The organism is Candidatus Electronema sp. TJ (assembly GCF_048287355.1).
Classification (GTDB): domain Bacteria; phylum Desulfobacterota; class Desulfobulbia; order Desulfobulbales; family Desulfobulbaceae; genus Electronema.
Genome location: NZ_JBLWEP010000027.1, coordinates 10619 through 16372, shown reverse-complemented (window position 1 = coordinate 16372; position 5754 = coordinate 10619). Strand labels below are relative to the sequence as shown.

6 protein-coding genes are annotated in these 5754 nt (G+C 57.6%); 2 read left to right on the top strand and 4 right to left on the bottom strand.

All coding sequences use genetic code 11. From position 1 onward, the window contains the following. Positions 1-1289, bottom strand: a 1289-nt coding sequence (locus tag ACNKID_RS03570; RefSeq protein ID WP_417912065.1) for a citrate synthase, incomplete at its 3' end; no start/stop codon positions are given. 66 nt (positions 1290-1355) lie between these two features. On the opposite strand from ACNKID_RS03570, the gene ACNKID_RS03565 reads away from it, so the two are divergent. Further along, positions 1356-1523 (top strand): hypothetical protein, encoded by a 168-nt coding sequence (locus ACNKID_RS03565; protein WP_417912064.1) that lies wholly within the window; start codon positions 1356-1358, stop codon positions 1521-1523. Next, the gene (locus ACNKID_RS03560; protein WP_417912063.1) at positions 1516-2184 is read left to right on the top strand and encodes a hypothetical protein; all 669 of its coding nucleotides are present in this window, start codon (positions 1516-1518) and stop codon (positions 2182-2184) included. Before ACNKID_RS03565 ends, ACNKID_RS03560 begins: the two co-directional genes overlap by 8 nt. A 119-nt stretch (positions 2185-2303) precedes the next feature. On the opposite strand, the gene ACNKID_RS03555 is transcribed toward ACNKID_RS03560, so the two are convergent. The 3 genes from ACNKID_RS03555 to ACNKID_RS03545 form a co-directional block, all read right to left on the bottom strand. Next, entirely contained in the window at positions 2304-3710 is a 1407-nt protein-coding gene (locus ACNKID_RS03555) for a phytoene desaturase family protein (protein ID WP_417912062.1), read from the bottom strand. Between the two features lie 50 nt (positions 3711-3760). After that, positions 3761-4354 (bottom strand): PAS domain-containing protein, encoded by a 594-nt coding sequence (locus tag ACNKID_RS03550; RefSeq protein ID WP_417912061.1) that lies wholly within the window; start codon positions 4352-4354, stop codon positions 3761-3763. A gap of 219 nt (positions 4355-4573) precedes the next feature. Then, complete coding sequence (locus ACNKID_RS03545; protein ID WP_417912060.1) at positions 4574-5641, bottom strand: hypothetical protein; 1068 nt, start codon at positions 5639-5641, stop codon at positions 4574-4576. Between the last annotated feature and the right edge of the window lie 113 nt (positions 5642-5754).

Genomic DNA, 5754 nt, shown 5'->3' with positions numbered 1-5754 from the left:
GACATCGGCACAAAGGGCCGCGACGGCTCGCCCATATACACCTGCCGAGGCCGTCCGATTTTGGAACGCGGATCCTCCTGCTGCTCTTTCCATTGCGCAATCCAGCCGGGCAGACGGCCCAGCGCGAACATCACCGTGAACATGTTGGTCGGAATGCCCAAGGCGCGATAGATGATGCCGGAGTAGAAATCCACGTTCGGGAACAGATTGCGCTCAATGAAATACTGATCTTTGAGGACAATCTCCTCCAGCCGCAGGGCAATGTCCAGCAGCGGATCAGAGACATTCAGCACAGCCAGCAGCTCGTCGCAGGCGTTCTTGATGATCTTGCCACGCGGATCAAAAGTCTTATAGACCCGATGGCCAAAGCCGGAGAGCTTGAACGGATCGGATTTGTCCTTGGCCTTGTTGATGTATTTCTGGAAATCGCCGCCGTCCTGCTGAATAGCCTCCAGCATGGTGATCACCGCCTCGTTCGCCCCGCCGTGCAGCGGCCCCCAGAGTGCGTTGATGCCTGCGGCAATGGAGGCATACAAATTCACGCCCGCGCTGCCGACCAAACGCACTGTCGAGGTGGAGCAGTTCTGCTCGTGGTCAGCATGGAGAATGAGCAGCTTGTTCAGGGCCGCAACGGCCTCTGGCCGGATGGTGTAGGGATCCACCGGGCTGTCGAACATCATGTTGAGGAAGTTGGCGCAGTAGCTCAAATCTGGGCGGGGATAGACCAGCGGCTCGCCAAGGCTTTTCTTGTACGAAAAGGCGGCGATGGTTCGTATCTTGGAGATCAGCCGGGCGGCGGTCAAGTCCAGCGGCATCTGCGGATCATCATTCATTTCAGGATAATAGCTGCACAGGCTGTTGACCATCACCGACAGAATCGCCATCGGTGGCGCACCAGGCGGGAAGCGGTCGAAGAAATGAATCATGTCCTCGTGGATCAGCGAGAAGCGGTTGAGCAGATCGCGGTAGCGCTGATATTCCGCTGTGGTCGGCAGATGGCCATGCACCAGCAGATACGCCACTTCGACAAACATGCACTTTGCCGCCAGCTCCTCGATGGCGTAGCCCCGGTAGCTGAGTATGCCCTTGTTGCCGTCAAGAAAGGTGATGCGGCTGGCGCAGGAGGCGGTGTTCTTGTAGCCAAGATCAAGGGTGGTATAGCCGGTCTCTTGCAGCAGTTTGCTGATATCAATAGACTTGTCATTCTCGGTGCCGCGCACGATGGGCAGGCTGTAGGATTTCCCTTCGATGGTGAGGGTGGCGCAGTCGCCGCTGTGGCTGGTGGTCATGACGGACACCTCTGTGGTGGTTGATGGAACTGCCTCCTCCTGCGGCAGACAGCAGGCGGCGGAAAGATGATGCGCAGCCTGTTCTGGCCGGGTAGAATGCTGCGCGGCAGACGCGCCGCACGGCCCGCCGTCCGCTGGCGTACCAGAGAAGAGCAGATTCTACTGCACTTCCAAGAAAAGAGCAAGGCGGAGAACGACTTGCTGAACACGCGACCACCCGGCGACTATGGATGAACTGAAGAAAAAACGGCAGCATATCCGCACGCTGATGCGCTACGCCGTGCCTGACGAAGCGATGGAGGCGGCTCTTGACCTGCTGCTCACCTTCCGTGACGACCGCACAGCCCTTGCTGTGCTGGAGGAGTTCTACAGCTTCCTGCCGGAGGCCAAGAACGACTGGATCAAGGAGCTGCGCCTTGTGGCCCGGCAGCGGGGCGTGTTCCTCATCGCCGCTGTGGCCTCGGAAGATGCCTATCTGTATTTAGTCTCCAGCGAGGGCATTGAGTTCAACGGCAGCCTGCGCGAAGGCTGGCTTGACCGCGACCTGCTCGACTTCTTTGAATTCGCCTCCGCAGAAGCTTTTCAGCAGGCGGCCAAGGACGTGGAGCAGCTCCCGGAATATCAGCCGCTGCAATTGGATGTCAATCTCTGTCCAGCCTGCCAAGCCGCCACGGGCGAGCCGCACGAGCTGGGCTGCCCGGTGGAAATCTGCCCGTGGTGCGGCGGCCAGCTCATCCATTGCGACTGCCGCTTCGAGCAGCTCGGCGTGGACGAAATGAATGAACGCGACCTGCTCCGCTTTGAGGCGTTGCTGGAGGAGCAGGGGCGCGTCGCGTACTCCCCGGAACAGCGGCCCAGCTTTGCTGATGAAGGGCCGGGCGTGGAGCTGGACTGAGCTTCCTGCATCCTGCGGAAGGAGCGATCAGCAGCCATTCACTCCTCCATCTGTCCGTTTTTCCAAAGACATGTCTTGCGCCATTTCCGCGCTGCGCGGCAGCGCAGGAACGCAAATCCTCATCCCCTCACATACGCATCCGCGTCATTGGCCACAATCACGCCGTAGTTGATCGCGCCCAGCCAGCCGCTCATGATGATGCCCACTGAGCCGACATGGAACAGCCCGCGCACTTCCTTGAACAGCGTGCGCGAGATGTCCAGTCCCTCGAACTTGGTGCCGAAGGAGCTGCCCTTGGTGTGCAGGGTGTAACGGTGGAAGGTCTTGGGCGTTGCTGTCTCTATGGTGTCGATTTTCTCGCGTATGCCAGGAATGTATCGTTCCAAATCAAGCAGGCTGCGTTCCGCCATGGCCGCCTTGGCCTCTTGATAGGCCGTCTCGTCGAGGCGCGCCCAATCGTCATAGTTGGCATTCATTGAAGCAACAACTGTATAATCAGGATGCTCAGGCCGGGTCTTTGGATAATAGACTGAGAAGGTGCGGCTTTTGGTGTCCATCCTCCGCATCTCTTCAGAGGAGAAGACCTCAGCTGTTGAAGTGAAGAGCAGATCGCCCACGTCCGGGAAGGACTCTCCCTTGCGGATGCCGAAATAGACTTGGCATGAGGAGTTGTTCACCACCACCTTGTCGAAGCGGCTGAGAAAATCGCTGCTGAAGGCCTCGCGGCCTGCAAGCTGGTCAATGGTGTTGGTGATGCCGGAGTTGGAGACAACAGCTTTGGCCGCAATCTCCCGCCCTTTCACCAGCACGCCGCGCACCTTGCCTTGTTCCACCACAACACGCTCAACCTTGGCACTGGTGCAGATGGTCACGCCGTTGGCTTGCAGATCATCCGCCATCAGGCCGATGAGCTTGTCCGTGCCGCCTTCAAAGGTGAACACGCCTTTGCTCATAAAGTTTGAGAAGACAATGCCGTACGTAATGGCCGGCTCGTTCAGAGTGGAGCCGTTGGCGTAGGTGATAGGCTCCATCAGCAGACGATGCACATCCGAGCGGCCCGGGAAGAACTGCTCGAACAAGTCCCGCGTGGTCATGCTTTGGTCGTCATAAAAGTTCATCGCCCGTACCGTGTTGAAAAAGTCATCCACCACACTGCGCGCAATCTTAAAGTCCTCATGCAGAATGCGCACAAAATCATCCTTTGAAAAGGTGGTGGTGAGCGAGAACTGCGGGTTGTCAAAGACGATGTTCTTGAGCTGGACAATGGAGTCCTTAATCGCTTTCGACCAGTACTTGCTGCATGTTTTCACCATGCCATACGGAAAGCCGTGCAGCGAGACATCAAAGGTATGGCCGCCGCGCTTGAACCATGCTGCCAGGCCGCCGAGCTGGAAATGCTGCTCCAGCAGCAGCACGCTGTGGCCAGCTTTGGCCAAGCGGTTGGCGCAGGTTAAACCGCCAAGGCCGGAGCCGATGACGATGATGTCGTATGTGTCCTGAACGTGGTCAAAAGGGGTGAATTTCATAGCGTGTTCGGTGAGTAAACGGTTGTTCTCGGAAGAAGGGCATGAGCGGCTCAGTCCTCATCGTTCTTCTGCGCTCTGAACCTGTCCCGCTCCTTCAGGAAACAGTCAGGACAGTAACTATGGGAGCAGTCAATATCCCAATGTGTTTTAAAGTATGACTCAACCTTCATCCAGTCTTTCTGCTTGCTTTGCATCTTTCCGCAGACAGGGCAGAGAAAGATCATATGATACAGCGCGGAAATCTCGCTGATGTCCTCAATGACCAGCAAGGCATGATGTATTCCGGCAAAGAGGAATGGAGACACAGTGATGACCGAAAGCATTTCCTGCTTCTCGCCGTCCATAATATACTCTATCCTTGCTTTGCTGCGGATGACACAGTTGCGCAAGAATGCTTTGACCACCGAATTCCTGACAATGCAGTTCTTGCAAGCTGGAGAGCGGCCGCAGCCTTCAGGTGTCTCCACAGAGTGGATGCAGTGGAGAATGTCGCCCGCCCTGCGCTTCAGGACAGTCTCCCGTCCAGCTTTGAGCAGCTTGGCGGCGGCAGCGTTGCAGTCCTGAATCCGCACGTCTCTGTCAACCACAAAGATGAGCGAAGGCAGCGCGTCAAGCACCGCTCTGAGCAGTGTCAGGTCATTCATGACTGGCCTTGTCAATAAAACATGGGCGAAATTTTTTTGCACCTATGCCTGGCCTCGTCAATGAATGTAGGGGCGAAAAATCTTTCGCCCTTACTTGGCCTTGTCAGTAAATCAGGGGACGAGAGATCTTTCAACATTGCTTGGTCTCATCAGCAACCATGGGCGAAAGATTTTTCGCCCCTACGAGCAATCGCTGGACGAACAGGCCCTGCCCTTTTCTTAGGTGCCTGCCGTCACGTCCAAAATATCCACCAGCCTGCCGCCGTAAGGGCTGCGGACCATCTTCAGCAGGCCGTCGTAGTCATTGACGATAATCTCAAGGCTGGTTAGATCTGAACCGCTCCAGCCTGCCAAGGTGTAGACACCGTTGCTGTTCACCTCTATCTTTGGCCCTTCCTCGCCGCCGTCAGTCATGTCAATCAGATTCAGGCTCAAGTCCTTGTCCTGCACGTCCAAGATCACCTGAATCCGCACCCGCGCCCGCTCGCTGATCAACGTTCCATCGCTGACCAAGACAAAGGCTGATGTCCCGCCGCCGCTGAGGATGCCGCTGCCTGCGCCGATGGTCACGGCCAGCGGCGTGCGCAGCATGCGGCGGCAGAGGCCGGTGCGCAGCGTGCCGTTCTCGGTGTACTGCGTGACGACCGAGAGCTGATATTCATTGTTCCAAGGATCAGGCTGGCTTGGAATGTCCGGCAGCAGCAGAATCTCGCTGTTGGCGATCTGGCCGCAGCGGCTCTGGCGCATGAGGCCGCTGCGGGTGCCTGCAAGGAAGCAGCCGCAGTTCTCGGCGGCCTGATTGAAATACAGATCCTCGCCCTTGATCCGCAGCATGCCGTCAGGGTTGAGCACGTCCGGCAATTGCAGCAGCGCGTCCTCAGCCGCAGCGATGACCGGCAGCTTCTCAGTAACAGGCAGCCGCTCAGTCTGCGTCATATGCAGCACTGTCTCAACAAGTTTTTTGGAGGCCTGCATGCGCACGCGCAGCGATTTCTCCAAAGGCGGCAGCGGGGAGTCAACCGAAGTCAAGCGGCCGTTCAGCCAGACCTGCGCCGAGAACAGGCCCTCCAAGCTGAGCAGATAGCCCTCGGCAAGCAGCTGGGCTATCTCCGCGCGCATTTCCAGCATGTAGCTCTTGCCCATGCTTTCGTTGAACAGCGGATTTCTGCGGGCGATGCGCGCCGCCAGCTCATCATAGCCCACTTTGCCTCTGGGCACAACTGCTGGGCGGTAGGACGGCGGGGTGGTCAAAGGGTTGAATCTGGGCTGCCACTGAACTGTGAGCATGACGTTCCTCCATCTTGAGTTTGACTGCGCAAAGCCGCCGCTGCGGCGGCAGGACAGCCCAGCGTAAAACTGCGGCCTGTCTTTGTCAAGAAAAAATGCATGGCCATGCCGCA